Below are 26,097 nucleotides of genomic sequence, written 5' to 3'. Positions count from 1 at the left end.
CCCTAGGGTGATGGTGCGTGTCTCTTCCCCCGGTGCCAGAATGAGCGGGAACCAAAGGTCGTTCCAAATGGGAATCATGGTAAACACGGCCACAGTCGCCATAGCAGGTTTTAGCAAAGGCAAGATGATGCAGAAGAAGATCTTGTATTCACTTACCGCATCGCAACGGGCTGCTTCTTTTAGCTCTTTGGGTATGGTACGAATAAATTCGGAAAGTATATAAACCGCTAAGGGCAGACCTTGGGCAATATAGACGAGCACCAGTGCGGTGAGCGTATTGACCAGATTCAAATCCACCATAAGACGCAGAATACTTACGGTACCTAATCGAATCGGAATCATAATGCCCATGGCAAACAAAAAGGTAATCAAGAGGTTAGTGCGAAACTTATATTCGGTTAACGCCCAAGCTGCCATGGCGCCTAGTAAAAGCACTAGACCAACCGCAAGTAGGGTAACCACTAGACTATTCCATGAATAAAGGCCAAAGTCTGAACGCAGTAACACCTGCTCAAAGCCCACTAAGGTGAAGCTGTCCATAGTCGGTAAAGCCAATGGATCACGGAAGATGGCACGGCGTTCCTTAAAGGCGTTAATTATCACCACTAAGATAGGAAAAAGGGCAATCACAGTGTAGGCCATTAAGACCCCATGAATGGCAACACTCTTAGGGACTGAACGCCCCAAATTAACGTTTTTAAATGCTGAAATCATCATGGTCACCTTAAAATTGGAAGCGCTGAATGCGACGTTGAACAAAGAAAAGGAAGAGCATGATGCCAACCAAAATAATGAGGAACATCAAGGTCGCTACGGCGGCACCCATGGTGGCGCTGCCTTCTTGTAATTGGAAACCAAAGAAGGTGCGATAGAAGAAGGTTCCCATCAAATCTGTCGAGAAGTTAGGCCCTGCTAATGCGCCTTTTACTGCATAAATGAGCTCAAATGCGTTGAAGTTGGCGACAAATGTCAAAATGGACACCATAGCGATAGTCGGCAAAATCAATGGCAGTTTGATGTACCAGAAGGTCTGCATTGGGTTAGCCCCATCCACCACACTGGCATCCACTATGTCATCTGGAATGTTTAATAGGGTGGCATAAATAAGCATCATAGGGATGCCGACAAATTGCCAAACAGAGATGAAACTCAAAGTAATAAGGGCTGAGCTTTCTTTACCTAACCAAGCATCAAAATAATGGTCTAAGCCTAGGTGATAGAGGAAGTTCTCAGAAATCCCCCAAATTGGGCTTAATAATAGCTGCCAAACAAAGCCGATGATGACCACAGATAACATGGTTGGCATAAAGATAAAGGTGCGATAACTGCCTGAAAACCTTAACTTAGGCGAGCTTAATAAAACCGCTAATAACAGACCAATCGGGTTCTGTACCAACATATGTATGATAAAGAATTGGAAGTTGTTAGCGAGGGCATTCCAAAACGCGGATGACCAATTATCGTCACTGATAAGCGTGATAAAGTTTTGCAATCCAACAAAACTACTTTGCCCTTTTTGTTCGTCATAAAGACTCAAAACAAGGGTGTCTAGTAGGGGATATACGCTAAAAGTTAGGTATATCAGTAGGGCAGGCCCTAGAAAAAAAACAATATGCCAAGGGATAGGTTTTTTTTCGATGGCCGACTCTGGGGTAGATTTTGATTTCGGTAAGGTCATACGCCTGTCTCATATTGACGGAAAACCTTAGCGGTTTTCCGTCATTGTTATTGTATTACTGAGTCGTTCTTATTGCTGTGGTGCGTACCATGCTTGCAAGCCATCCTGAGCTTTTTTCGCTGCCGCTTCTGGGCTCATGGTGCCATTAAGTACCTGAGCGCTGACATTCCATAGGGCATTTTCAAGGTTGGGTGTACCGCGAGATAGGATCTGGTAAGAGTTACGTATCGTCGAGTTACACTGGTCTCTCCAGCTGACAAACTCTTGGGCAACCGGATCATTAATCGTGACCTTGTGATTAGATAACGGGAAGAAGCCAGGTACTGCATTAGCAAATAAGTTGGCAAACTCAGCTGACGCCATCCAGCTTAATAACGCTTTTGCTGCTTCTTTATTATCTGAATTAGCATTGATACCAATACCAATATCCGTATGGTCACTGATGTAACAAGCATCGCCTGCTTTTGGAACAGGTGGTGGGAAAGCACCAAATTCGAATTCAGCCTGATCGTTAAAGGTTTGAATATCCCAAGAACCGGCTGGGTAGATAGCAGCACGCTCTAGAGTAAAGAGGTTTTGAGAGTCAGAATACTTTTGTGCCTGATAACCACGGCCTAGGTAATCTTTCCATTTCGCCAGTTCTTGCCAAGTTTCAAGGTACGCCTTATCCGTTAACTTGCCTTCACCTGTGATTAGCGCTTTACGACCGTCTTCCCCTTTCCAGAAGTTAGGACCAACATTTTGAAAGCCCATGGTTGCTGCTTCCCATTGGTCTGCTGTTCCCATAGAAAGTGGGATATAGCGGCTTTCAGATTTAATGGTATCTAGCACCTTATAAAATTCATCTTGAGTCGCGGGCACTTTTAAGTTGAGCTCTTTAAAGATGGCTTTGTTATAGATAAAACCGTGAATAACAGAGGCAAGTGGTAAGCAGAATTGCTCTTTACCATCATCCGTTACCCAAGCACTTTTTGATACATCAGAGAACTCATTTAAACCATCCAGACCTGCTAGGTTTTCAAGATGACCATTTTGATAAAGGCTTAATGAGGTATCGAATGGACGACAGGTAATCAAGTCACCCGCTGTACCCGCTTGCAGTTTGGCTTGTAGTGCTGAGTTGTACTCTGCTGGTGGTGTTGGTGCAAAGTGAACCTTGATATCTGGGTGTGATTGGTTAAAAGCCGGAAGGATCACATCGCTCCAAATATTGGCATCATCACTACGCCAACTTTCAATCGACAAACTGCCGCTTGCCTGTACGCTTGTGATAGTGGCTGCAACCAAAGTTAGGCTTATGGCGCTCTGTTTTAATAGGGTAACGGGTCTAGCTTTTAACATGGCTAACGCTCCAATTTTTAGGTTTAAACCTGAGTTTTTTGTTTTTATTGGTATATATTTGGTATCTAACTTTGGGTAAAAATTAGCACCAATTGTGCTTGTTGGCAAATAAATAACCCATAAAAATGAAAAAAATTTGGCCTTTTGTTTGGAATGGACTTATATTGGTATCTAAATTAATTGGAGATAGGTATGCGAATTATTATTTTGCCTAATGCCAAAAAAGTAGCCCAGTATGCTGCTGATCGTCTGGCTCAACAGATATCAATAAAGGCAAATAGTGTGTTGGGTTTGGCGACAGGGTCGACACCTCTGGCCTTATATAAAGAGTTAATAAGCCGTTACCAAAAGGCAGAGTTAAGTTTTAAGCAGGTTAAAAGCTTTAATCTTGATGAGTACATAGGCATCAGTGCTGAGCATAATCAGAGCTATCGTTATTTTATGAACCATCATTTGTTTGAGCAGCTTGATATACAGCCAGACAATACTCAGGTGCCAGCCGCTAATCTGACGACCAAGTCTGAGCTAGTGAAAAGTGCGGCTGACTATGAAGTGCAGATTGCAGCAGCAGGGGGGATTGACCTGCAAATATTGGGGATTGGTATCAATGGTCATATTGGTTTTAATGAACCTAGCTCCAGCCTTGCTTCTCGTACGAGGGTAAAAACCTTGTCGCAATCAACAGTCGAGGCGAATAAGCGCTTTTTCGATGAGGGTGAGTTTCAGCCTTATCTTGCTTTAACCATGGGAATCGGCACGATTCTAGAAGCGAAAGACATACTCTTATTAGCAACGGGTGAGAATAAGGCCAATGCGATAAAGGCAATGGTAGAAGGTCCTCTCTCTGCCATGGTGCCGGCCAGTGCTTTGCAGCAGCATAACAATGTGACTGTCATTATTGATGAGGCGGCTGCGGCTGAATTAAGTCTGAAAGAATATTATCAATGGAGTGAGAAGCAGCAAGACCTGTTAGCAAAGGGTGCTTTAACGAAAGACAGGCTAGCACAATCTGAATTGGGAAAAACACATGAATAGCAGTTTGTATTTAGGCGTTGATGGGGGCGGCACCCATTGTCGCGCGCGCTTGGTAAATAGTGATGGCTGCTTTCTTGGGGAAGGGGTGTCGGGTTCTGCTAACCCAAGAATTGGGATTCAGGCTGCGTGGCAAAATATTATGGATGCTTGCCAACAAGCCTGCGACCAATCGGATTTAAAAGAATCTGATTATTCGAGAGTGCATCTGGGTCTAGGTTTAGCCGGAGCGAATCAAGCATTAGAGCAAGATATTGTTTTGTCTCAGGCTCATCCTTTTGCCGCGGTTTACCTGTTAAGCGATGCCCATACTGCTTGTTTAGGCGCATTCTCAGGAAAGGATGGCGCCCTGCTGATTTTTGGTACGGGGAGCTGCGGGCTTAATTATCATAATGGTGAATTTGATGTCATAGGCGGCTGGGGCTTTCCTGTGTCTGATCAGGGCAGTGGTGCACGTATTGGTTTGTCGGCACTAGAAGCCTCGTTAGCGGCCTTGGATGGCATTGGTAGAGAGTCTTCATTGACGCAAGAAATTAACCAAATGTTTGCAGATGATGCCTCTCAATATGTTTTGTTCCTTAATCGCCAACCCCTACCCAGAGAGTACGGGGTATATGCGCCATTAGTCTTTAAACATGCGGCCAATGGTGATGAAGTTGCCTTAGCCATAGTACAAGAGCATAGCCTTTGGGCCAGTCGTTATCTTGATTGTTTGTTGGCGAAAGGGGCTGAAAAAGTTGTGTTAACAGGCGGTGTGTCTGACGCTTTAAAAGCTTATTTACCTAAGCAGTACCTGAATTATTTGGTCGAAGCGGAAGGTGATGCAATGGATGGCGCAATTTATATGGCTAGGCACAAAATAGGAAGGAGCGCAGTATGACACGATTCTTAGTAAATAAACTGTTTGATGGGGAGCGCTGGTTAAAGCATCAAGTGGTCGACATTGAAGGGCAGAGAATTAAACGCGTTTCTCCAAGAGCAGATCATGATGATGGCATTGAAGTTGATAAGCTGGTGCCTGGCTTTATTGATGTGCATGTTAACGGTGGCGGCGGTGCCTTGTTTAATCATGAGCCTAGTTTGGCTTCTTTAAATACTATGATTCAGGTGCACGCCCAATATGGCACAGTGGCCATGATGCCCACTTTAATCTCAGATGATTTTAGTATCATGTCTGCTGCCCATAAGGTGATTAATCGCGCAATAGAAGGTGAAATGCCGGGTATTTTAGGCATACATTATGAAGGCCCTTATTTGAACCCTGTGAGAAAAGGCGTGCATGACGAAGGTAAGCTGCGCTCGCCTACAGAAGACAAGGTCGCATCATTATTGAGTTTGCCTGAGTCGGGTAAGTTGATGGTGACCTTAGCGCCAGAGCAAGTGCCTGCTGATTTTGTGAGTTGGCTGGTGGCCCAAGATGCCATTGTTTGTATTGGTCATTCGGCGGCAACCTATGGAGAAGCCATGGCAGCGGTCAATAATGGTGCTCGTGGTTTTACTCATTTATTCAATGCTATGAGTGGGCTAACGTCTCGTGAGCCGGGTGTTGTGGGTGCTGCCCTGCAAACAGGACATGATACCTGGTGTGGCTTGATTGCCGATGGTCACCATGTGCATCCTGCTGTGATGAAGGTGGCGCTTGCGGCTAAAGGTAGCGAGCGAGTCATGCTGGTCACGGATGCGATTCAAAGTGTGGGGTATGACGCCAGCGAAATGGCGTTATTAGGTAAAAAGGTGATTCGACATCAGGGTAAAGTAACGACAGAAGACGGTACCTTAGCAGGGTCTGATCTCGATATGGCCAGTGCGGTACGTAATGCGGTAAAACTGATTGGTCTTGATGAAGCCAGTGCCTTGCAAATGGCATCCCTAAGGCCTGCTGAATTTTTAGGGTTAGATAAAGAATTTGGCCGCATTCAAGCGGGATATCGTGCTAGTCTTGTGGCGCTAGATGATGACCTTTTTGTACAGCAAACTTGGATTGACGGGGAGATAGCTTACCAAGCAGAAACCGTTCAAGTTTGACGACTTTTATCCTTAAGTTTATCTGTACCCTTTAGCCTATTTTTAGAAAGTAGAGTCATTAGAAAAAAGAAGCATTAGAAAGTAGAGTCATTAGAAAGACGAATTCTAGAAACCGAACTTTATAGATCAGGCTCAGATAAGCCAGATTATTGCCCTTAAGCAATAGCTGGCATAGGTATAGATAAACTCAGGATTAGTTATGTCGACCCCAGTAAAACTCATTAGCTTTGCCATTGCATTTGCTTGCATCTTATTAGCGCTAAACTTTGGTTTGCGTTCTTCCATGGGCTTTTTTATGGCCCCGATTTCTACCGAATTTCAATATGGCCGAGAAGTATTTGCCTTCTCGCTTGCCTTACAAAACCTGTGTTGGGGGCTGTTTCAGCCAATTGCCGGTGCCTTTGCGGATAAATATGGCACGGTAAAAGCCGTGGTGATTGGTGCCCTTGTTTATGCTTTGGGTTTGTATGTGACCGCCAATGCCGATGGTGTCTTAGGGCTTAATTTAGGGGCTGGTCTCTTGATGGGGATGGGTATCGCTGCCACAGGTTTTGGTGTGGTACTACCGGCAATGGCGCGCATGGTGAGTCCTGAAAAACGTGCTTTCGCTTTAGGCCTAGGGAGCGCAGCGGGTTCTGCCGGACAATTGTTAGTGATTCCCGTGGCGCAAGGCTTTATCGAAGCTTATGGCTGGAGCACGGCACTTCTCTTGATGGCAGCTTCGGCGCTGATGATGGTGCTACTGGCTTCTACCTTTAAGGGCATTAAAACATCAGCGCAAAGTACGGATGATCAAGACAAGCAAACCATGTCTGAAGCCTTAAAAGAGGCGAGCCAACATGCCCATTATTGGTGGTTAGTGATAGGTTTTTTTGTCTGTGGTTTTCAGCTCGCTTTTATCACGGTACATATGCCTGCCTTTTTAACCGACCAAGGGTTTGACGAAAGCATTGCGGTGGCAAGTTTAGCCTTGATCGGTCTGTTTAATATCTTTGGCTGTTTGTTATCTGGTTCTTGGTCGGGCAAATATTCTAAGAAAATGTTGCTGACCTATATTTATGCTTTACGTGCTATCTCCATTGCTGCCTTCATGATGCTGCCTATGACAGCTATGAATGTGTATGTCTTTTCGATTGTCACTGGGCTTTTGTGGTTAGCAACGGTACCGCCGACCTCTGGTTTGGTGGCGCAAATGTTCGGTCTTAAATACATGGGGTTACTCTATGGCATTGTCTTCTTAAGCCATCAGTTAGGTTCGTTCAGCGGTGTTTGGTTGGGGGGTTATCTTTATGATGCGACCGGCTCTTACGATGTGGTTTGGTGGATGGCAGCCGGGATCGCCTTATTAACGGCTGTGATTCATGTTCTGATTGATGAAAGACCCGTGGCGCGATTGCGCACCATGCTGGCCAGCTAGTTGTATTAGCTAGATGGGTTGGTCGATTAGAAAGAATAAGGATGATTAAGAGAGTGTTGGGCGCTATTCGCTTTCAGTGTTCTCTTTTTTATTCTTTTAGGTTTTTATTCTTTTAGGCCTTTCTTCTTTAGTCTTTCTGCTTGAGGTTTTCTTCTTTAAGGCTTTCTTTTTTAAGACAAGTATTACAAATACAGTCTAATTCGAGTTGAGGGCTAAGTAGTTTGTAATCGGCTTCTTTGACTTGTTCATTGAGCTCTTTTACCAGAGCTTGGGCTATGCTGACTTCTTTCACGCTGTGACAGTTACGACAAATGAGAAACTGAGAAACTTGGTGGGCGCAGTCTTGTTGTATATGGGAACAGGCAATAAATTTATTTTGTGAGTCAAGTCTATGAATGAGCTCTTGCTGCTCCAAAAACTCAAGAATGCGATAAACCGACATGGGGGGCATGGATTCTCGCGTTTGTTCTTTATAAAGATCTAGCACTTCGTAAGCAGATAAAGGTATTTTGCTGGCAAGTAGGACTTTTAAGATCTCTTCCCTTTTAATGGTCAGGCGTCCACCCGCATCTTTACAGCGGCTGGCGGCACTTGCCACTATCTCCTTATAGTTTGTCTGCGTCACGCTCACGTTAACCTTACCTCTATTAAACGACTCTTGCTAAACGACCCCTTTTAAACAAATGGGCTCATTCTACTTTTGTTAACAGCTATTTTGTTAACTGTGTTTTGTTAATTGTACCTGAGCCCTGACTGCTTTTGTTGATCGATTCTTTAGCTCTTGCTTTGAGCTGTCCTCTTATTTTGGACCTTGTTTAAATTGCGGTCTTAGACCTGACTGGCTTAACTCAGGCAATACTTGAGCAAAAGCGTTATGGGCATGCAAGCTTTCTAAGTGTCTTACTTGAATCTCCACCGCTTGATATTTTTCTCTTAGTGCCTTGCCAAGTTTACGACTGATATCTTCCACAAAGATTAGGTTGCTGCCATTAAGCTCGGCAAAAGCGAGTTCGTCCGCGCGTTTTACACTGGTTTGTACCGGTGTGGCGATAATGGTTTCCACTTCTTCGATCAAGGCAACGAGGTTGAAAGTGCTTGCACTTTCATTAAGCGGCAAGGTGATCAGGGCTAAACTGCGTTGGCTATGGGGGGTCGCCAAGGTGCCATTTTGCTTAAGCCATTGGGCCACTTCTTGGGTCGGGATAGACGCTTGACCTGCAAAGTTTTGGCTAAACTGATTGGACAAGGTCTCTCTGACTAGGGCGGCTGAACAGGGGCAAGTTGATGAGTATTGGAATTCAGCTTGCAGCGACAAGCTAAAGCCAGAGTCTTTATTGAGTTGTGCACTTAATACCATGGGATAGGCACGCCATCCCGCTGGGCTGCCACTAACCAATGCTGGACGCTGCCATAAAAGGTCAAAGGCAAGTTCAATCCTAACCACATTTGAATCTAAATCACTGTGGCTTGCCAATACTTGTTCTAGGCAATGTTTGAGGGTTTCAGGCTTGAGAGGTTGCTGGGCTAGTTCATTCAGTAGAAAGTAAAGGCGTGACATATGAATGCCTTTGGCTGCATTTTCTCCGCCGGGTAAATCAACGGCTATGCTGGCACAGGCTTGGCTAGCTAGCTGTTTACCGGCTTCTTCTAAGCCAATAGGCAGATAAATGTCGTCCATGCCAACCCAGTTTATTTTGGGTTGCTGACTGTTAACTTGGGTATGTGCAACATCAGGCAGTTGATCGATCAAGGTATCTCCTAAATATTCTAGCTATTGGATTTGAAGCCTTTGCATGACTGTTGTGCTTGCTAATAGGCTGGTGAAAATAGGCTTAAAAGCGCATTTATTATAAACGTTGCTTTTGCTTATTTTGGTCTCGTTTTAGCCTTGCTAGCGACTTCTTGCAAAGGGTTCACTTTAATTGTTTACTTTATAAAACTTTAAATGATATGTTATATCATAACTTAAATGATTAGAATGATTAAATTATGCCTTTTTACTCTCTTAGCTTTGTTGCCCGTTTTGTTCCGCTCGCTTTATTGAGCTTAACTCTCATCCTTTTAAACCTTGAGTTGTTATAAATTATGTCCGCCATGATCACATTGGAAGGCCTGAGCATTGGTTATCAAGCTCATAATCCGATAGCCACAGACATTAATGTTGAAGTGCAAGAATCAGATGTGCTGGCATTAGTGGGTTTAAATGGCTCGGGTAAATCTACTCTGCTGAAAACCATTATGGGATTAGTCAAACCCTTAAGTGGCAGTGTGAAACTAGATGTGATGCGTTCCCATGATATTGCTTATTTACCGCAACAGGCGCGTATTGAAAAAGGCTTTCCGATTGATTTAAAAGAATTTGTAAGCACTGGCCTTTGGACACAAACCGGCTGGTGGCGCTCTATGCGTAACTATGAAAAAGAAGTGTATGAAGCGATAGATAGAGTGGGCTTAAGCGATATGGCGAAAGTGCATCTGAGCGAGCTTTCGGGTGGCCAAATGCAAAGGGCTTTGTTTGCTCGTATGTTGTTGCAACCCAGTAAATTGTTATTGCTTGATGAGCCTTTTAACGGGGTGGATGAGGCGACCATTTCAGTCCTGCTTGAGCAGCTAAAACATTGCCAACAGCAAGGTGCCACTATAGTGGCTGCCATTCATGATCTTGAATTGGTGAAACAGCATTTTGATCAGTGTTTATTGTTCCATCCAAATGGTCTAGTGCAAGGCAATAGTCAGGCTTTGTTAGCGCCGGTTAAAGACAATGGGATAGAACAAGCGCCATTGGATGTGGCGACGTTAGATTCGAGGTTGGACCTTTTAGATCATGCTTGACCTGTTTCCATTCAATCTGAATACATTGTTAGTTGCACCTTTTACAGATTATCAATTTATGGCTAGAGCGTTATTAGGATGTGTGACCTTATCTATTGGGTCCGCGCCTATTGGTGTGTTTTTGATGTTACGTCGCTTGAGTTTGACCGGTGATGCCATGGCGCACGCCATCTTGCCAGGCGCCGCAATAGCTTATTTGTTGTGTGGTTTGTCCGTGATCGCTATGACACTGGGTGGTCTTATGGCGGGGCTTTTGGTTGCCATGTTATCCAGTGCCACAGCCCTTAAAACGAACTCAAGTGAAGACAGTACCTTAGCGGCGTTTTATCTAGGATCTCTGGCATTAGGTGTGATTTTAATTTCGGCCAAGGGCAGTAATATCGATCTTTTACACGTGTTATTTGGCACCGCATTGGCCCTTGATAATGTGGCTTTGATTCTTTTGTTGCTGACATGTGTGATGAGCCTTGTGGTATTGGCGATTATTTATCGTCCCTTGGTGCTTGGTTCGTTAGACCCAGATTATCTCGCCAGTTTTGGTAAAGGTGGCAATCTTGCTCATCTTGCTTTCATGTTTTTAGTGGTTGCCAATCTTGTGGCTGGTTTTCATGCCTTGGGTACCTTAATGGCAGTAGGGTTAATGATATTACCTGCTTGTATTGCCCGTTTTTGGGCCCGTCGTTTGGAACCGATTATTTTACTTTCAATTCTAATGAGCGCGCTTTCATGTTGGGCGGGTTTATTGCTTTCGTTCCATTTTGGTTTGCCGACTAGCCCAAGCATAGTGCTTGTTTTAGTGGTTTGTTATCTCTTCTCAATTTTATTTGGCCCAATTAATGGCTTGTTTCGCTCTGTGTTAGCCAGACAGGCCCAACCCCCTATTAATAAGGATCTGTGCTCATGAAATCCAGATATCTGGTCAATGTTTTTGCGTCTGCTTTGTTGTCCATCCCAAGCTTAAGTTTGGCGGCTGATCTAAAAGTAGTCACCAGTTTTAGTGTCTTAAATGACCTAGTGCAAGAAGTCGGTGGTGAGCATATTAGCCTGACTAACTTGGTTGCAGCCAATGGTGATGCCCATGTATATCAACCCTCTCCACTGGATGCCCAAGCCGTGGCTGAGGCGGATTTATTGGTTGTAAACGGTCTAGGGTTTGAAGGTTGGATGGAACGACTTGAGCAATCTGCGGGTTTTAAAGGCGTCAAAGTTGCTGCGACCTATGGTGTCGATTTGATTCATCTAGATGATGAAGACGAGCACCATGAAGAAGGTCATCACGACGAAGACGAACACCATGATGAAGAAGAGCATCATGAAGAAGACGAGCATCAGGATGAGGAAGAAGAGGCTCATGCAGAAGAGCACCATCATCATGGAGAGTTCGATCCACATGCATGGCATAGTGTGACTAACGTACTTGTCTACGTGGAGAATATCCGTGCAGCTTTAGTTCAACTGGCACCTGAGCATGCGACTGAATTCAACCAAAATGCTAAGGACTATGTGAAGGCGCTTAAAGCGCTTGAAAAAGACCTAACTCAAAAAATGAGCCAAGTGCCTGAGAATAAGCGCAATGTGATTACCTCACACGATGCTTTTGGTTATCTTGCCCGTGAGTATGGTTTTAACTTTACTGCCCCACAAGGTATGAGCACAGAAGCAGAGGCTTCTGCAGCTGACGTGGTGAAAATCATCAAGCAAATTCGCAAAGATGATATACAGGCGGTATTTGTTGAGAAAGTGTCAAACTCTCGTCTAATTGAGCAAATTGCTCGTGAAACCGGCGCCAAAATTGGTGGTGAGCTTTATGCTGATGCTTTATCTAGCCCTAACCAAGGTGCGGGAACTTATATTAATATGATGCAACATAATATAAGTACCCTAGTTAAAGCGCTTAGCAATTAATGCTGAAGCCATAACAAGGGAAACAGATAATTCAGCGTAAAACGAAAGGGTAGGCGTATGTCATCAGTAATTAAGTTAGTTTTTTTACCTCTGGTATTTGGCTTAATGTCCTTATATGCACACGCCCACCCTCACGCTTGGATAGATGTACAAACCTATGTTGATGGCGAAGATAAAAAGGTCTACGGCATCAATATGGTTTGGCGTTTTGACCCCATGACATCGGTTTATCTTTTAGAAGGTAAAAACTTAGAAAAGCAGCAAAAGCTCACCAGCCTTGAAGAGGTCGCTAAAGGCCTGGTGGATAACCTGAAACGTGATTCTTTTTTTACTCAAGTCAGTTGGAATCAAGAGGTTTTAGCTAATTTAGATGCCAGTTTAGAGCGAGTCACCATTGATGGTTTAGATGTGGTGTTTAGTTTTTACCTAGGGTTTGATGAGCCTTTATTGCTAGATCAGTGTGAGTTGGGGATTCAGGTGTTTGACCCGAGTTATTTCATTGAGATGTCTTGGCCTAGCGCCAATGACCTACAGCTTAGTGATGCACTAAGTAGTGTGTGTCAAAGGCAGGTGCTGGAATCTGAGCCAAGCATGGAACAAATCAGTCAAGCTTGGGCTATGCCGATAGATGCTAGCCCTGACCTGACACTAGGGGCGGTATTTGCGCAGCAAAGCCAGATTGCGTGCCAATAAATCCATGATGAAGATGAGCGTCAAAACGAAAAGGGTGAATAAAATGTTTAGCGACAAGGCCGTTGATAACCAGCCTAAAAGGATAATGAGATGACTCGCTTTTATCCCTATGGTCTGGCGTGTATTAGCCTTCTCTTGGCAAGTGGTTTTTATCTCTATGTTTGGCCTTTAATGCCCTATGTATTTATCGAGTTGCAAACTTGGCAAAGAGAGCTAACACACAGCATTAGTCAACTACTTAGCTTGGCCCATGAGTATCCACTAAAGGCGTTGTTTTATGTGTCGGCTGCCAGTATCAGTTATGGCTTTTTGCATGCCATAGGGCCTGGGCATGGCAAGGTAATTATGGTGAGTTATTTAAGCACTCACCCAACAAAAGTGAAAACCAGTTTAATACTCTCTATCAGTGCTGCCTTGTTACAAGCCTTGGTGGCTATCGTCTTAGTAAGTGCATTGTTATTTGTGTTAGAGACAAGTATGCGAGAGGTAAATGCTAGGGCCAGTTATCTAATAGATGCGAGTTTTGTGGCCATGATTTTATTGGGGCTGCATCTGGCTTGGAAAAGTATTCGAGATTTTCTCAAACAAAATATCAAGCAAAAAGCGAACGATAAAGCCCATAGCCATGAACATGATCACAGCCACGATTACGGTCACAGCCAGGACGAGCATAGTCATAGTCAGGATCACGATCATAGCCATGACCATGCCTGTGGTTGCAGCCATAAACATCATGCAAGCCCTGCAGATATTGATGAGGCAAAAAACCTAAAAGATTATATCGGGATTGTCTTTAGCATAGGGGTTCGCCCTTGTAGCGGCGCCTTACTGGTGCTGATTTTTGCTAAGTCATTAGGAATCTATTGGTTAGGCATGATAGGGGCTATCGCGATGGGAGTGGGGACTGGGGCAGCTATCTCTTTATTGGCTTTTGTGTCTATCAAAGGCGCTGCTTGGTTGCGTCGTTTTATCAAACCAGCGAGCCAAGGTTCTCAATGGCGAGAGCTTTTTCTAAGGCTTGGTGCGGCAAGTTTTATCTGTGTGATGGGAGTCATCATGATGCAGGGGACGAGTCTCTTATTCTCCCCTGTGTTATAGGCCAGTTTAAAAGTTTTAGCACGACCTGCTAATGAGAGCGTTTCCTTTTATTGGGGTCGTCTTCAAGAAAAAGTTTAAAAGCCTGAGCTCTTTTGAATCCCTCTCTTGATAGACGTCCAATATTTTTTGCTCTAGGGTCGGCCCGCAGTTATTAAGGCTTCTATGAGGCGTTTAAGCTGTGGGCTGACTTTCTTTTTTTTCTCTTCATCCAGTTGATAAACACCCTCTTTGAAAAGCCCGTCATCTAGGTAGGTGGCTTGAGATAGCTCCAATTGAATCGCGTGAATGCCTTGCTCTGGCTGACCAAAGGAGCGAGTAATATAGCCCCCTTTAAAGCGACCATTAGCGACATGGCTGTAATTCGTTCCAGCGATAATCTCATCTAAACTCTTTAGTAGTTTTGGATCACAGGCTGCGCCATCGTTATTGCCAAAATTAAAATCAGGTAAAGTGCCTTCAAATAACATAGGAACTTGTGCCGCAATACTGTGTGCATCAAATAAAATAGCATAACCAAACTTGGCTTTTATGCGTTCAAGCTCTTTAGCAATTTTACCGTGATAGGCTTGCCAAATATCTTCTTTGATTTGCGCCTTTAAACTATCTGAGTGGTGTTTACCTTGTAAAAAGACAGGCTTATCAGCAAACAAAATATCAGGAAATAGGCCGGTTGTTTTAGTGCTGTATAAAGGCTTGTCATCCACTGGGCGATTTAGGTCTATCACATAGCGTGAGTAGTTTGCGCTGATCACTGTGACATCTAATTCTGCTAGAAAGTCGTACAGCTCAGGGATGTACCAATCAGTATCAGGTAAAAGTTTGGCCGCTTCGCTTAAGGTCGCTTGCATATGATCTAACAGTGCAAGACCAGAGTGAGGCATGCTCACCAAGACAGGGCTTTCGCCTTGATGAAAGTTAAAAGGGTTAGCAATCTTAGACATTAGCAAGGGCTCCAGATTTAATGCGAGATTTCATCAGGTTACCACCTAACCAATAACTAAGTTCTCCTGGACTTTCCACATCCCAGCAAACAAAGTCAGCCAGTTTACCAACAGCAAGTTCACCATGGCTTTCTGCCAAACCAAGGGCCTTAGCCGCATGGGTGGTTGTACCTGCGAGGGCTTCTTCTGGGGTGAGACCAAACAGGGTGCAGGCCATATTCATCATAAGGCGCAAAGACAGAGCGGGTGAGGTGCCTGGATTTGCATCTGTAGCGATTGCCATAGGGACTTTGTAACGGCGTAATAAATCGATTGGCGGTTTTTGTGTTTCTTTCAGGGTGAAATAAGCACCGGGTAAAATCACAGCGACTGTGCCTGACTCTGCCATAGCGGCCACATCATCTTCAGTAATAAATTCGAGATGATCGGCAGACAAGGCCTGATAGCGCGCTGCCAATGTGGTGCCACCGAGGGAAGAGAGTTGCTCTGCATGAAGTTTTACTGGCAAGCCTAGCTTTTTCGCAACCTTGAAGTACTTCTCAACCTGAGCTGGGCTAAAGCCTATGCCTTCACAAAACGCATCAACCGCATCGGCTATGCCTAATTCAGCAATTTTAGGCAGCACTTCATCACATAAATGCTCTATGTAGTCATCACTACGGCCTTTATATTCTGGTGGTAACGCATGGGCCGCTAGACAGGTGGTTTTGATATCAGCGGGGAAGGCCGCTGCCAGTTCTTTAGCGACTTCCAGCATCTTGATTTCATGCTCTAGGGAAAGACCATAACCTGACTTAATTTCTAAGCTAGTGACACCGTCTTTTAAAAGAGAAATGAGGCGGCGCTTGCCACTTTCAAATAGCTCTTGATGGCTTTCTTCACGGGTCGATTTTACCGAAGAGGCGATGCCGCCACCTTGGGCGGCGATTTCTTGGTAGCTGACACCGTTGAGTCTTTGCTCAAACTCATTGGCGCGATTGCCGCCAAAGACGAGATGGGTATGACAGTCTATTAGGCCGGGTGTGACCCAACCACCGCCGAGATCATGGCTCTCATCAGTGCTGTAATTTGTGAGGTCGGCATGCTTTCCTATCCAAGCAATGTGTTCACCGACGACACCAATCGCAGCGTCTTCTATGTTGTGATACTGGCCTTGATGCATGGTGGTAAGGTGAAAACCATGCCAAAGAGAATCGAATTTGAATGTCTGAGTCATGACAACCCCTTGTTGTTATTGTTAGGCCTAATGTTGAGGCCTGTTATAAAAAGATAGGCCAGTACTTCAAAAGTCTGGCCTATTTTTTTGCTAGCTGGGCTGGGTATTACTTCGCCCTAATGACACTTTTTATGCATTGTCTAGGTATTGTCTAAGCTATAGCCTAAGACATTGGCTAAGACATAGCCTAGGCATTTGAAGGTGTCAGACCACAGCTTGGCAGTAGACCTGCTGGCATCAAGCCATTGTGTACCGCTTCTGCGAGCAGGTCATTGGCTTTTTCGATGTCAGCCGCAAAGTATCTGTCTTTATCATAAAAAGGCACGCGGGCTCTTAGCTCGGCTTTCGCCTGCTCAAGTAATTCAGTGGACTTAAGCGGTGCACGGAAGTCTAGGCCTTGTGCAGCAGATAGAATTTCAACGGCCAAGATACCACGGGTATTTTCTGACATATCTTTTAGGCGACGTGCCGCAAAGGTTGCCATAGAAACATGGTCTTCTTGGTTAGCGGATGTTGGCAAGCTATCCACAGAACCTGGGTGAGCAAAGGTTTTGTTTTCACTGGCAAGCGCTGCTGCGGTGACTTGGGCAATCATAAAGCCAGAGTTAACGCCGCCATTATCGACAAGGAAAGGCGGCAATTTACTTAGACTGCTATCGATTAAAAGTGCCATACGACGCTCTGACAAACTGCCGATTTCAGCAATCGCTAGAGCCAGATTATCCGCTGCAAATGCCACAGGTTCTGCGTGGAAGTTACCACCAGAAATGATGTCGCCTTCGGCCGCGAATACAAGTGGGTTATCAGAGACAGAGTTGGCTTCAACCAAAAGTGTGTTCGCTGAATTACGGATCTGGTCTAAGCAAGCACCCATCACTTGTGGTTGGCAACGAAGTGAATAAGGATCTTGGACTTTCTCACAACCCACATGAGACTCACCCAAATCACTGCGATCAGTTAATAGATGACGATAAGCGGCAGCGGCATCAATTTGTGTTTGGTGACCACGTACTTGATGGATTCTGTCATCGAATGGACGACGGCTTCCTAGAGCGGCTTCTACAGAAAGGGAGCCACAAACAATGGCAGAAGCGTATAGGTCTTCTGCATGGAACAAGCCTTCTAATGCAAAGGCTGTTGAGGCTTGAGTACCATTAAGTAGGGCTAAACCTTCTTTTGGTGCCAAGGTAATTGGCTCTAGACCTGCAATAGCAAGGGCGGCTTGGCCAGACAAGACTTCACCTTTATAGCGAGCTTGACCTTCACCCAATAGCACTGCGCTCATATGAGCTAAAGGTGCTAAATCGCCAGATGCGCCCACAGAACCTTTTTGTGGAATGCATGGGTAAACTTCTTTGTTGATCAGTGTGATAAGGGCTTCAATTACAGATAAACGAATACCAGAGAAACCACGCGCTAGGCTATTCACCTTAAGCGCCATGATCATTTTAACCGTAGCATCGTCCATTAGTTCGCCAATGCCAGCGGCATGGGAAAGGACAATGCTGCGTTGTAGCTCTTCTAAATCTTCGGCGGCAATACGGGTATTAGCTAACAAGCCAAATCCTGTGTTAATGCCATAAACAGTGCGGTCTTCAGCGATTACATCATTCACCACCTGGGTACTGGCGTGAATGTCTGCAACAGCGCTTTGATCAAGGGTAATCTTGACGTGGCGACGGCTGATCTGGCGTAGGTCTGCCAGGGTGATCTTTCCTGGAATTAGGGTAAATTCAAACATGAATTTGCTTCTCCGCAAGGTTTCTTATTTTGTTTTATTTGTTTGTGTTGCTTCAACCATAGGCAGGTTTAAGCCTTGTTCTTTGGCGCAGTTGATGGCGATATCATAGCCTGCATCTGCGTGGCGCATCACACCTGTACCTGGATCATTGGTGAGTACGCGAGCAATACGTTCTGCTGCATCATCACTACCATCTGCCACGATTACCATGCCTGAGTGTTGCGAGAAGCCCATGCCAACGCCACCGCCATGGTGTAAAGAAACCCAAGTGGCACCTGATGCTGTGTTTAATAGGGCATTCAATAATGGCCAATCAGATACGGCATCTGAACCATCCTGCATGGCTTCTGTTTCACGGTTAGGGCTGGCAACTGAGCCGGAATCTAGGTGGTCACGACCGATAACAACCGGTGCTGATAATTCACCCGAGCGTACCATTTCATTAAAGGCTAGCCCGAGTTTTGCTCTTTGACCAAGACCTACCCAACAAATACGTGCTGGCAAACCTTGGAACTGAATACGCTCGCGGGCCATGTCTAACCAGTTGTGTAGGTGAGCATCATCGGCGATTAATTCTTTCACTTTAGCATCTGTCTTATAAATATCTTCTGGGTTACCAGACAGTGCTGCCCAACGAAATGGTCCAACGCCACGACAAAAAAGAGGGCGAATATAAGCCGGCACGAAACCAGGAAAATCAAAGGCATTATCTACCCCTTCTTCCAAAGCCATTTGGCGAATGTTGTTACCATAGTCAAAAGTCGGAATGCCCATTTCTTGGAAAGCGAGCATGGCTTTAACGTGTTCTGCCATCGATACTTTCGCCGCTTTTACGGTTGCTTCTGGTGCGCTAATCGCTTGTTCACGGTAAGTTTCCCAGCTCATGTTCTGTGGTAGGTAACCGTTTAACGGGTCATGGGCTGAGGTTTGGTCTGTTACCATATCAGGGCGAACACCACGACGAACAAGTTCAGGCAGTACATCAGCTGCATTGGCGCATAAACCAATAGAGCGAGCTTCACCTAAGTCTGTGTATTTCTTGATGCGAGCAAGTGCGTCATCTAGATCGGTTGCTTGCTCGTCTAGGTAGCGGGTGTTTAGACGGAAGTCGATACGGCTTTGTTGGCATTCAATGTTTAGTGAGCAAGCGCCTGCTAGGGTTGCGGCCAATGGCTGAGCACCACCCATGCCACCAAGACCTGCGGTCAGAACCCAACGGCCTGCAAGTTCGCCATTGTAGTGTTGACGGCCCGCTTCAACAAAGGTCTCGTATGTGCCTTGCACTATGCCTTGGCTACCAATATAGATCCAAGAGCCCGCTGTCATTTGGCCATACATAGCCAAACCTTTGGCATCTAGTTCGTTAAAATGCTCCCAGTTCGCCCAGTGTGGTACTAGGTTTGAGTTTGCAATGAGTACTCTAGGAGCATTTTTGTGTGTTTGGAAAACGCCGACAGGCTTACCGGATTGTACAAGTAAGGTTTGATCTTCTTCTAGATCGGTGAGTGACTCAACAATCTTGTCATAGCACTCCCAGTTACGAGCTGCGCGGCCAATGCCGCCATAAACAACCAATTCTTCTGGGTTTTCAGCAACCTCAGGATCTAGGTTGTTCATTAGCATGCGCATAGGCGCTTCAGTTAGCCAAGATTTGGCGGTTAGTTCTGTTCCTGTTGCTGCTTTAACAGTGCCAGCACGAAAGCGATTTTGTTCAGTCATTCTTATCTCACCTACATACATGTCTATACAAGTTGTTATGAACAATAAGAGCAAAGCCTAGAGAGCGCAATACCCTCTCTTAAAAAAAGCGAAAAAAAAAGTAAAGCCAAACAGCTTTACTCCTCTTTTGCGCTTTAATTTATAGGTTTCAACTATCTGATTAGTAAGAGAAATTTAACTGCTTAAAATACGCTTAGCGACCAAAATGACCGAATAATTGGAAACGAGAGCCAGGGGATAACAGTCTGGCCGTGGTGACAAGTTTGTCTTTTGACCAGGTGCGACGTTTGATTTGCAGACAAGGTTCACTGGCATTGATAGCAAGTAGTTCACATTCTTTAGGGCTGGCAATAACGGCTTCAACTAGGTGCTCACCCTCTGTCATTGGGGCTACTTTCATTAGGTAGTCGTAAGCCGTATTCAGCTGGAAGTCTTGTTTATCATAGTCTGGCGCTAAACTGGCATTAACGACTCTTTCTTCTATCTGGATAGGAAGTTCGTTCTCAAAGTGCAAAATCGTAGCGCGAAAAATACTGTGATTAGTGCGCACTCCTAGGTTCATCGCCTCTTCCATATTGGCTTTAGCGCGTGTTATCTCAATGAGTTGCGCCTTATGAGTGTGACCGCGGGCAGCGATTTCATCGGCAATGTTATGCACTTCAAACAGGGCTGAATGGGCCTTTTTCTGGGCTACAAAGGTGCCAACACCTTGCTGTCTCACCAGTACGCCTTCGTCAGTTAATTCACGCAGAGCACGGTTCACTGTCATGCGGCTAACACTCAGTGCTTTTACCATTTCTGATTCAGAGGGAACCCTTTGGTCAGCCTGCCATTCTCCGCTGTTAATCTTATGGCAGATAGCCTGCTTAACTCTGGCATAAATAGGGGCGGGCGAATCTTCGATTGTCTTAGATAAGCTGTCCATCATGCTGGTGGCGGTATCGACCATGTTAAAACCTTAGTAATTGCGTAAAAGCTGTACGAATGAATATGTTAGCTTGAATTATACCCAGATATTTAAAAACTGGTATAGGATAAAATTATACTTGTATAGACAAGTTTGTTTCCGCTACACTGAAAACGACTCATAATTTAATGCCGGAGACCCTGATGACACGCCAAGTCTACTTTGCCGAACAGGCTTTATTTCCCCAAGGTTGGAAAACGAATGTCCGAATTGAAGTAGAAAATGGCCTGATTAAGGGCCTAAGTAGCGACGCGAGTGCTGAAGGCGCAACTTTGCTTTCTGGCCCCACTTTACCTAGCCTAGTCAACCTGCATTCCCATGCTTTTCAGCGCGCTATGGCGGGCATGGCGGAAGTGAGTTTAAACCCTAATGATAGCTTTTGGAGCTGGCGTGACCTTATGTATAAGATGGTACATAAGCTCACCCCTGATGATGTACGCATTATTGCGACTCAGCTTTATATTGATATGTTGAAGGCGGGTTACACTCAGGTGGCAGAGTTTAATTATCTTCACCATGACCCAAAAGGGCGGGCCTATAATCAGCTAAATGAAATGGGTCTACAACTCGCTCAAGCTGGTGATCAAGCAGGGCTTGGTGTCACTCTATTGCCTGTGCTTTATAGCCATTCTGGTTTTGGTGGCCAAACACCAAATGAAGGCCAAGCTCGTTTTATCAATAGCACTGAGCAATATTTGGCTTTGCACCAAGCAAGCCAAGCTTCTTTAGCTGGCCATAAACTGCATAAGATGGGGGGTTGCTTTCACTCTCTTCGTGCCGTGACTCAAGGGCAAATTCAAGATGTCATGGGGGCATTAGATAAGACATCTAATAAGGCGTCTAATAAGACAATGCCTATCCATATCCACATTGCTGAGCAGCAAAAAGAAGTGCGAGACAGCATTAGTTTTAGTGGTCAACGCCCTGTGCAGTGGCTTGCAAATGAGATAGGTTTGGATGAGCGTTGGTGTTTAGTACATGCCACTCATCTTGATCAAAATGAAGTCACAGCCATTGCCAAATCGGGTGCTGTGGCGGGCTTATGTCCAACAACCGAAGCGAATTTGGGTGATGGCATTTTCCCCGGAGTGGATTATATCGCTCAAGGTGGTCGTTGGGGTATAGGTTCAGATAGTCATGTGAGCCTTTCATTAGTAGAAGAGTTGAGAACATTGGAATATAGCCAGCGCTTTAGGGACGAGCAGCGTAATCGTCTCTATACAGAAGGTGAGCATCATGTGGGTGATTATCTATTTCAGGCAGCGAGACAAGGGGGCAACCAAGCTTGTCAGGTGGCTTTAGGGCTAGAATTGGGTAATAGAGCGGACTTTATGGTGCTGGATAATCGCCATCCTTTTATTGCCGCCAGTAAGAATGAAGACCTGCTTAATCGCTGGTTATTCGCCACTAATGAAAACTTGATTCGCCATGTGTATGTGGCGGGTAATCAGGTCATCAACGACTTTAAACATCAGGCTGAAACCCAATCTAATCTTGAATTTACCGCCTTGTTAAAACGACTTTTTAACTAAATATTTAGGCGTTAAATAGGAACTCATTTATGACACAAGAAACATTGATTACTCAGGCGCAATTTCGTCGTATGCCATGGAAAAATGGCAAGGGTGAAACATTAGAGCTGCTTAAGCTTGAAGATGATAAAGGCGTGAAATTTCGTATTAGTCAGGCAGCGGTGTCTGAGTCAGGTGTTTTTTCAGACTTCTCAGGGTTAGAACGACATTTGGTTTTGATAGCGGGTAAAGGTATGCGTTTAGTTCATCAGTCAGAACAAGGGCATGTGACCCATGATGATCTATTGCATGAGTTGGATATCGCCACTTTTTATGGTGGTGACATGACGACATCAGAGTTGCTAGATGGTGCCATTGAAGACTTGAATATTATGGTGAGGCGAGACGATACTAAAGCCCTTGTGCAGGCCGTTTATGCTTCTAGTGATGTGTTGAATCAAGCTGGCCAACAAGCCTATTATTATGCGAATCAGGTGTCTAACATCTCAGTGGATCAAGGAGCGAAAGAGCTAATTATGCCCAAGGATAGCTTTTTGATTATGGATGAAAAAAGCGACTATCAGTTGCATAAAGGTGCGGGTGTATTCATTAAGATCAGCGCGGATGAAAGACTTGTTAGATAGAGTAGTCTATGCCATCTGAGATAGCTTGAATTGCTTTGTCCTGCAGCCAAGTTGGGTGGTTAATAAAGCTAGCTAAGGCTTCTTCTGATAAAGGCTTACTGAATAGGTAACCTTGGCATAGGTCACAGCCCATACTTTTCAGCACCTGTGCTTGTTCTGTGGTTTCCACCCCTTCGGCGACCGATCTGACGTTTAATACCTTGGACATTTGAAGAATCAGACGCGCAATCTCCACATCGTTTTCATTCTCTGGCATGTCCTGTACAAAGGATTTATCAATTTTTAAGGTACTGACAGGTAAGGTTTTTAATGAGGATAAAGAAGACTGTCCTGTGCCAAAATCATCTATCGAAATAGACACGCCAAACTCTTTTAGCTGGGTTAACTGTTTAAGACCCTCTTTTGATAAATTCATGATGGCACTCTCAGTGACTTCTATTTCAATCCATTGGGGTTTGCATTGGGTCAGTATGAGAATCTCTTTAACGGTTTCAAAAATATTTTGTCTGGCAATCTGAATGCGAGAAACATTAACGGCAATTCTTTGGATCTGGCAGCTTGCTTGTTGCCATTGCGCCATAGTACGACAAGCTGTTTCTAACACCCAGTTACCTATGGTTAAAATCCCACCTGTTTCTTCTGCAATAGGGATAAACTTATCGGGAGGGACTTGTCCAAGCTTAGGCGTATTCCAACGTAATAAGGCTTCGACTTTGACAAACTTTTGTTGTTTGAAGTCATAAATTGGCTGGTAAACTAAAGACATTTCTTTGTATTCGAGCGCTTTAGCTAGATGGCTTTCGATATCTAATCGTTCTTTTGCCTGAATGGAAAGTGAGCTGGCATATAACTTGTGCATGGCTCGGCCCGCTTCTTTCGCACTATAAAGGGCTGTATCTGCATGTTGGAATAAGAGCTCTGAACTGGTGCCATCTTCTGGATAAAGGCTGACCCCAATACTGGCGCAAGTCATGATTTCTTTACCGTCGATATACACCATTTCTTGAATTTTCTGGTTAAGCGCTTCGAGCCTAGCTGAAAGTGCTTCTAGGCCATCACTTGGATCTAATATTAGGATAAACTCATCACCGCCAATACGCGCGACGACTTCATTTTCCTTAAGTTGGTTGTACATGCGCTGTGCAATAACACGCAGTAGCTTGTCACCAAAAAGGTGACCTAAGGTGTCATTAATATTCTTAAATCTATCTAGGTCTAAGAAGGCGACGGCAAGTTGTTTATCTTGTTTTCTCGCATTACTTATCATGCCTGACAGTTTTTGGGTCAAAAAAGTACGGTTTGGCAGGCCGGTTAAGGCATCGTGATGTGCGAGATGTTGAAGTTTATGTTGTGAGCGTTTGAGCTTACTAATATCTGAAAATGAAGCGACAAAATGACTTATCTGACCATTTTCGTCTAACACACTGGTTGCAATTACCCAGCCAGGCTGAGACTGCTGAGATAAGGTGATATATTCCATTTCCCCTTGCCATTTACCCACGTTTTTAAGGTCGACGCTCATACTGCGATACGCTTGATAAGACGCGTTGGATAACACCTTGCGAAAGCTGCTACCAATAAGCTGCTCTGGACTAAAGCCTGTCATACTAACCAATGCCGGATTGACCGTTAAAATTCGCCCCCGTTTGCTGACTATGACCATGCCTTCAGATGATTGTTTAAAGAAGGTTGCTAACAGTCTATTTTCTTCTTGCTGTTTATAGGATTGAGAGATATCGCGGGCAATACTAATGATGCCGGTGAGCACACCTTTATTATCATAAAAGGGGGTTTTGATAATATCCAAGATAGCACTTTCACCTTGGTCAAGGTCAATAAATTCGGTACAGCGCACTTCTTTCCCTGTTTGAACAACTTTACTGTCCATAGGATGGAAAAGAGAAATAATCTTGTTTTGGAATAAGTCCTTATCTGCATTACCAATTAATTTACTTTTCGATAAGTTAACAAAGCTTTCAAAGGCTGAATTAGAAACTTGATATTGGAACTTGGTGTTTTTGTAAACAATATGATCGGGTATGGTATTGATGATGCCTGCCAATAGGGCTTTTTCTCTAAGTAGGGCAGATTCAGCCCGAGTTCTACGACGTATTTGTAAGGTCAAATAGGTAATCGCCAACAGCAAAAATAGCAAAATAATGCTGACCAGCATGATGATGAACCAAAGATTTTGCATGATGTTTTTAGCTGGATTAAGAAAGCTGGTATCAAGCGGAAGAAGGTCTGCATTGAGCTGGTGTTTAGTAATCACACCATAATCAAATTCATTACTATTTGGGCTGGTATATATGATAGGTAAAAGGCTAATACTAGAGCCTTTTAAAATCGCTTTGGCATAATCTGATGCCGCTTGAGCATGCTTATAGGCATTAATAATATGACCGCCAAGAATCCCTTTTCCTAAGCCATGAGACCAAAAAGTGATGATGGCTGAGTCGCTATTATCCTTGATTAAGTTTAAGCCTTGATCGAAGGTTTTACGTTGTCCTTCTTTATCTATGAAAGCGGATAAGAGAATTATTGGCTCACTTTTAGGTACTGTTTTTAGCTGCTGAGCAAACTGATTCCAATTTGAATCGACTAAAGAAATGAAGTTTAAATGGTTGCTTAAATTGAGTGATTTCGCTGCTCGTATTAACTGTTTAGTATTGGCTCTGGTGCTAGTCGAGGCATCATTAATGATATGTATGGTATCTGCATCTGGGAATAAATTTTGTGCGAACAGCAAGTTCTCAGTAAAAGAGGGGGCCTCATAAAATCCAGTGAAATTAGGCTGTTTTCTTGCCCAGTTTAATTTGTTCACGTCATTGACGCCCATGAAGACAATCGGAATGTCTTGATACAGGGTATCGTAATTATCTCTGACAAAGCTTAAAGCATTATCATCAGAGGTAATAATAAGGTCTATTTTATCTTTCGAGAGAGCTTGTCTCTGCTCTAAAAAATTACGCGTGATTGCTTGATAATCGTCTGACCAATTGTTTTTACTATTGAGGTAAACAAAGTCTAGGTTGTGATCGGTTAATGATTCGTTAAATGCGCGTGTGATGGCCGGATAGGATGGGAAATCAGCCGAGTAAGAAAGTAGTATCAGAATATTTTTGGCTTGCGGGTTTGCTTGGGATGCCAAGCTAATGAAGAGTAATAAGCAAACTGTAAAATATCTACTCAATCGATGCAAAATAATACTCTCATAAATAACAGGCAAGACTTGATAAATGGCTGGGCTTTCGCCGCGGGTTACAATACTTTATTTTTGGCTACTAGGCAAAAATAGCATACGGCCTTAGCTCAAAATATGCCCTGTTACTGTTTG

22 protein-coding genes are annotated in these 26,097 nt (G+C 44.4%); 11 read left to right on the top strand and 11 right to left on the bottom strand.

Going from position 1 to position 26,097, the window contains the following annotated elements:
• The 3 genes from MED121_RS12005 to MED121_RS11995 all read right to left on the bottom strand — a co-directional run.
• The coding region (locus MED121_RS12005; RefSeq protein ID WP_009833967.1) for a carbohydrate ABC transporter permease at positions 1-717 on the bottom strand (717 nt) is incomplete at its 3' end.
• A 7-nt stretch (positions 718-724) separates the two neighbouring features.
• Positions 725-1,678 (bottom strand): sugar ABC transporter permease, encoded by a 954-nt coding sequence (locus MED121_RS12000; RefSeq protein WP_009833966.1) that lies wholly within the window; start codon positions 1,676-1,678, stop codon positions 725-727.
• 69 nt (positions 1,679-1,747) lie between these two features.
• Entirely contained in the window at positions 1,748-3,019 is a 1,272-nt protein-coding gene (locus MED121_RS11995) for an ABC transporter substrate-binding protein (RefSeq protein WP_036180615.1), read from the bottom strand.
• Positions 3,020-3,211: 192 nt separating this feature from the next.
• Between MED121_RS11995 and nagB the strand changes: the two genes are divergently transcribed.
• From nagB to MED121_RS11975, 4 genes are all read left to right on the top strand, one after another.
• Positions 3,212-4,054, top strand: coding sequence for a glucosamine-6-phosphate deaminase (nagB, locus tag MED121_RS11990; RefSeq protein ID WP_009833964.1), 843 nt, complete (start codon positions 3,212-3,214; stop codon positions 4,052-4,054).
• Positions 4,047-4,931 carry a BadF/BadG/BcrA/BcrD ATPase family protein gene (locus tag MED121_RS11985; RefSeq protein WP_009833963.1) on the top strand — a complete coding sequence of 295 codons (885 nt, stop codon included), beginning with the start codon at positions 4,047-4,049 and terminating at the stop codon, positions 4,929-4,931. Before nagB ends, MED121_RS11985 begins: the two co-directional genes overlap by 8 nt.
• The gene (gene nagA / locus MED121_RS11980) at positions 4,928-6,076 is read left to right on the top strand and encodes an N-acetylglucosamine-6-phosphate deacetylase (RefSeq protein WP_009833962.1); all 1,149 of its coding nucleotides are present in this window, start codon (positions 4,928-4,930) and stop codon (positions 6,074-6,076) included. The genes MED121_RS11985 and nagA overlap by 4 nt, the downstream gene beginning before the upstream one ends.
• A 199-nt stretch (positions 6,077-6,275) precedes the next feature.
• A complete protein-coding gene (locus MED121_RS11975) occupies positions 6,276-7,493 on the top strand; it encodes an MFS transporter (RefSeq protein WP_009833961.1) in 1,218 nt (405 codons plus the stop codon).
• Positions 7,494-7,620: 127 nt separating this feature from the next.
• Here MED121_RS11975 and MED121_RS11970 read toward each other — a convergent pair whose 3' ends face one another.
• Both MED121_RS11970 and folE2 read right to left on the bottom strand, forming a co-directional pair.
• Positions 7,621-8,118 (bottom strand): Fur family transcriptional regulator, encoded by a 498-nt coding sequence (locus tag MED121_RS11970; RefSeq protein WP_050764581.1) that lies wholly within the window; start codon positions 8,116-8,118, stop codon positions 7,621-7,623.
• Positions 8,119-8,292: 174 nt separating this feature from the next.
• Positions 8,293-9,243, bottom strand: coding sequence for a GTP cyclohydrolase FolE2 (gene folE2 / locus MED121_RS11965; protein ID WP_009833959.1), 951 nt, complete (start codon positions 9,241-9,243; stop codon positions 8,293-8,295).
• A gap of 335 nt (positions 9,244-9,578) precedes the next feature.
• Between folE2 and MED121_RS11960 the strand changes: the two genes are divergently transcribed.
• The 5 genes from MED121_RS11960 to MED121_RS11940 all read left to right on the top strand — a co-directional run bounded on the left by MED121_RS11960 (position 9,579) and on the right by MED121_RS11940 (position 14,021).
• The gene (locus tag MED121_RS11960; protein WP_009833958.1) at positions 9,579-10,325 is read left to right on the top strand and encodes an ATP-binding cassette domain-containing protein; all 747 of its coding nucleotides are present in this window, start codon (positions 9,579-9,581) and stop codon (positions 10,323-10,325) included.
• Complete coding sequence (locus tag MED121_RS11955; RefSeq protein WP_009833957.1) at positions 10,318-11,229, top strand: metal ABC transporter permease; 912 nt, start codon at positions 10,318-10,320, stop codon at positions 11,227-11,229. The genes MED121_RS11960 and MED121_RS11955 overlap by 8 nt, the downstream gene beginning before the upstream one ends.
• Entirely contained in the window at positions 11,226-12,230 is a 1,005-nt protein-coding gene (locus MED121_RS11950) for a zinc ABC transporter substrate-binding protein (protein ID WP_009833956.1), read from the top strand. The genes MED121_RS11955 and MED121_RS11950 overlap by 4 nt, the downstream gene beginning before the upstream one ends.
• A 57-nt stretch (positions 12,231-12,287) precedes the next feature.
• Entirely contained in the window at positions 12,288-12,923 is a 636-nt protein-coding gene (locus MED121_RS11945) for a DUF1007 family protein (RefSeq protein WP_009833955.1), read from the top strand.
• Between the two features lie 90 nt (positions 12,924-13,013).
• Entirely contained in the window at positions 13,014-14,021 is a 1,008-nt protein-coding gene (locus tag MED121_RS11940; protein WP_009833953.1) for a nickel/cobalt transporter, read from the top strand.
• 131 nt (positions 14,022-14,152) lie between these two features.
• On the opposite strand, the gene hutG is transcribed toward MED121_RS11940, so the two are convergent.
• The 5 genes from hutG to hutC form a co-directional block, all read right to left on the bottom strand.
• Positions 14,153-14,962, bottom strand: a complete 810-nt coding sequence (hutG, locus tag MED121_RS11935) for an N-formylglutamate deformylase (RefSeq protein ID WP_009833952.1) — start codon at positions 14,960-14,962, stop codon at positions 14,153-14,155.
• The gene (hutI, locus tag MED121_RS11930) at positions 14,955-16,178 is read right to left on the bottom strand and encodes an imidazolonepropionase (RefSeq protein ID WP_009833951.1); all 1,224 of its coding nucleotides are present in this window, start codon (positions 16,176-16,178) and stop codon (positions 14,955-14,957) included. Before hutI ends, hutG begins: the two co-directional genes overlap by 8 nt.
• A gap of 187 nt (positions 16,179-16,365) precedes the next feature.
• Entirely contained in the window at positions 16,366-17,919 is a 1,554-nt protein-coding gene (gene hutH / locus MED121_RS11925) for a histidine ammonia-lyase (protein ID WP_009833950.1), read from the bottom strand.
• Between the two features lie 24 nt (positions 17,920-17,943).
• The gene (gene hutU / locus MED121_RS11920) at positions 17,944-19,638 is read right to left on the bottom strand and encodes a urocanate hydratase (protein WP_036180403.1); all 1,695 of its coding nucleotides are present in this window, start codon (positions 19,636-19,638) and stop codon (positions 17,944-17,946) included.
• 193 nt (positions 19,639-19,831) lie between these two features.
• Positions 19,832-20,587 (bottom strand): histidine utilization repressor, encoded by a 756-nt coding sequence (gene hutC / locus MED121_RS11915; RefSeq protein WP_009833948.1) that lies wholly within the window; start codon positions 20,585-20,587, stop codon positions 19,832-19,834.
• Positions 20,588-20,748: 161 nt separating this feature from the next.
• Between hutC and MED121_RS11910 the strand changes: the two genes are divergently transcribed.
• Positions 20,749-22,137: a formimidoylglutamate deiminase gene (locus MED121_RS11910; protein WP_036180398.1), complete on the top strand. Its 1,389-nt coding sequence runs from the start codon at positions 20,749-20,751 to the stop codon at positions 22,135-22,137.
• Between the two features lie 29 nt (positions 22,138-22,166).
• Positions 22,167-22,760: a HutD family protein gene (locus MED121_RS23730; protein ID WP_009833946.1), complete on the top strand. Its 594-nt coding sequence runs from the start codon at positions 22,167-22,169 to the stop codon at positions 22,758-22,760.
• Here MED121_RS23730 and MED121_RS23725 read toward each other — a convergent pair.
• Positions 22,753-25,962, bottom strand: a complete 3,210-nt coding sequence (locus MED121_RS23725; RefSeq protein ID WP_050764580.1) for an EAL domain-containing protein — start codon at positions 25,960-25,962, stop codon at positions 22,753-22,755. The genes MED121_RS23730 and MED121_RS23725 overlap by 8 nt on opposite strands.
• Positions 25,963-26,097: the final 135 nt, after the last annotated feature.

The organism is Marinomonas sp. MED121 (assembly GCF_000153025.1).
Taxonomy (GTDB): domain Bacteria; phylum Pseudomonadota; class Gammaproteobacteria; order Pseudomonadales; family Marinomonadaceae; genus Marinomonas.
Note: the sequence above shows the minus strand (reverse complement) of the source record. Positions and strands in the feature narration are given on the sequence as shown.